1 protein-coding gene and 1 pseudogene are annotated in these 2,400 nt (G+C 45.8%); one reads left to right on the top strand and one right to left on the bottom strand.

Annotated elements, in window-relative coordinates; genetic code table 11:
* A pseudogene (locus tag ACH2DQ_RS17615) lies at nucleotides 1-2,043 on the top strand (hypothetical protein); the annotation flags it as partial.
* 202 nt (nucleotides 2,044-2,245) lie between these two features.
* Here the strand turns inward: ACH2DQ_RS17615 and ACH2DQ_RS17610 are convergent.
* Nucleotides 2,246-2,377 carry a DUF6783 domain-containing protein gene (locus tag ACH2DQ_RS17610; protein ID WP_394913607.1) on the bottom strand — a complete coding sequence of 44 codons (132 nt, stop codon included), beginning with the start codon at nucleotides 2,375-2,377 and terminating at the stop codon, nucleotides 2,246-2,248.
* Nucleotides 2,378-2,400 lie beyond the last annotated feature (23 nt).

The following is a 2,400-nucleotide window of genomic DNA, read 5'->3' as shown; positions in this document are numbered from 1 at the left end:
GACTTCCGGGGACACAAGCTGCAGGGCGACTGGCAGGCTGCTTTAGGAGTAACCGTCCGGGTGCCCCACCTTACCTGGACTTCTATGGCGGGGGAAGCAAAGCGGGACTATCCGGCATCCATCGGCTACCAGTCTCCATGGTACAAAGAATATCATTATGTAGAGGACTATTTTGCAAGATTAAATACAGCCTTAACCAGAGGAAAGCCTTCCGTAAAAGTCGGGGTAATCCATCCCATTGAATCCTACTGGCTCTACTGGGGAACCGAGGAACATACAGGAGGCATCCGACGGGAAATGGATGAGAACTTCCGTAATCTGATCGAATGGATGCTGTATGGTCTGGTGGATTTTGATTTCCTGGCAGAATCACTGCTGCCGGAACTGACACATGGAATGCCGGGGATAGGAAATAAATTAAAAGTGGGAGAGATGGAGTACGAGACTGTTATAGTACCGGGATGTGTCACCATCAGGCGCTCAACCCTGGAAATCCTGAATAAATTCCAGGCACAGGGAGGAAAAGTCATATTCATGGGGGAAGCAGCCCGGATGGTTCAGGTGGAACCAAGCAGCGAAGTGATTGAGCTGGCAGGCAAGTGCACCTGCATTCCCTATGACTGCAATTCCCTGCTTCAGGTATTAGAAGAAGAACGGGAACTGGATATCCGAAACGAAGACGGAAACCGAACCGGGAACCTGATCTACCAGCTGCGTGATGAAGGGGAAGACCGCTGGCTGTTCCTGGCACACGTGATGCCTATGGCTAACAGGGATATTCCGGCAGAAGAGAATCTTACAATCCGTATCCGGGGGAATTACAGAGTTACCCATTACGATGCCCTGACCGGAGAGATCCACCCGGTGGATGCAGTGTTAGATCATGGCGATACCGTACTGGAAAAAAGAATGTTTGAACATGACAGTCTGCTGCTGCATTTAAAATCAGACAGCACGGGAACAAAAGAAATTATAAAAGAATCTGTCAGGGAATTGAAAGAGGAAGCCGGGGAAGTATCCGGGAGGAAGTCAGAAAGAGTAGCGGCAGAGGAAGTACCTGGGAAGAAATCAGAGAAAGAAGCGGCAGAGGAAGTATACTGCAGGGAAATTGGGATTCATCTGCCGGAGGAAGTGCCGGTAACATTGAGTGAGCCAAACGTATACCTTCTGGATATGGCGCAGTACCGGTTTGATGATGGAGAGTGGCAGGAAAAAGAAGAAATTCTAAGAATCGATAACCTGTTCCGGGAAAAGCTGGGATATCCTCTCAGAATGGAAGCTTTTGCCCAGCCGTGGCTGAACCAGAAGGAGGAACCCTGTGAACATAAATTAACCCTGCGCTTTCAGATCAGTTCCAAAGCAGAGGTGGCAAAAGTAAGTCTGGCACTGGAAAATGGTTCAGACACCCTGATATATTTTAATGGAGAGCAGATATCCGGAAAACGGACCGGCTGGTATACGGATCGTGAGATTGATGTGATTGAACTGGGGCAGCTTAGAAAAGGGGAAAATGAGTTAATTGCAGAAATTCCGTATAATGCAAAGCGAAATGTGGAAGCATTATATCTTCTGGGGAATTTTGGCGTCCGGGTTCAGGGCGGCAGAGCAGAGGTGATAGAACCCGTGACCGCACTTTCCTTTGGTGATATTACCCGGCAGGGTCTGCCTTTTTATGGAGGAAATGTGACTTATCACATTTCGGCTGAAATGACAGAGGAAGCTTTTCTGGCACTGGAAACTACCATGTTTCGTAACCCGGTATTAAAGGCAGTTCTGGATGGAAAAGAAGCGGGATATATCTGTTATTCACCTTACCGGCTGGAACTTGGAAAAGTAAATGAAGGAATGCATAAAATCGATCTGACTGCATTTGGAAATAGAGTAAATACCTTTGGAACCATACACAACTGCAATCGGACGGAAGATTGGATCGGACCAAATGCCTGGAGAACAGAGGGAAGCAGCTGGGCATATGAATATCAGCTGCGGGAAACCGGACTTCTAAAAGCACCGGTATTGACAAAAAGAATAGAAAATAAATAAACACAAAAAGAAAATCCTCAGCAACGCACGCTGAGGATTTTCTAAAGGAAAGAGAAAAAATTAAAAATATTTTTGAGGGAGTACTTCGCAGCGTGTGGGGGCTGCGAAGTGTGAGTTATGAAATATATTAGCTTGTCTGCTAATATGTGTTAAGTATAAAACATAAATGTGTTCAAATTATGTTCTAATTATAAAGAAAATGTTAATTCGATAAAAAATGCTTTTCATATTTGTAATAATTGTATATAATAAAAGGCACAACAGTGTTAGAGCGTGTTTGTAAATTCATTCCCGCCATCTGTACGCCCCACTTTGCGGCATATTTGCCCCGAATTCAGGTTACGTAGCCCGCTACGC

Source organism: Robinsoniella sp. (genome assembly GCF_034124845.1).
This window is presented reverse-complemented; position numbering and strand designations above follow the sequence as displayed.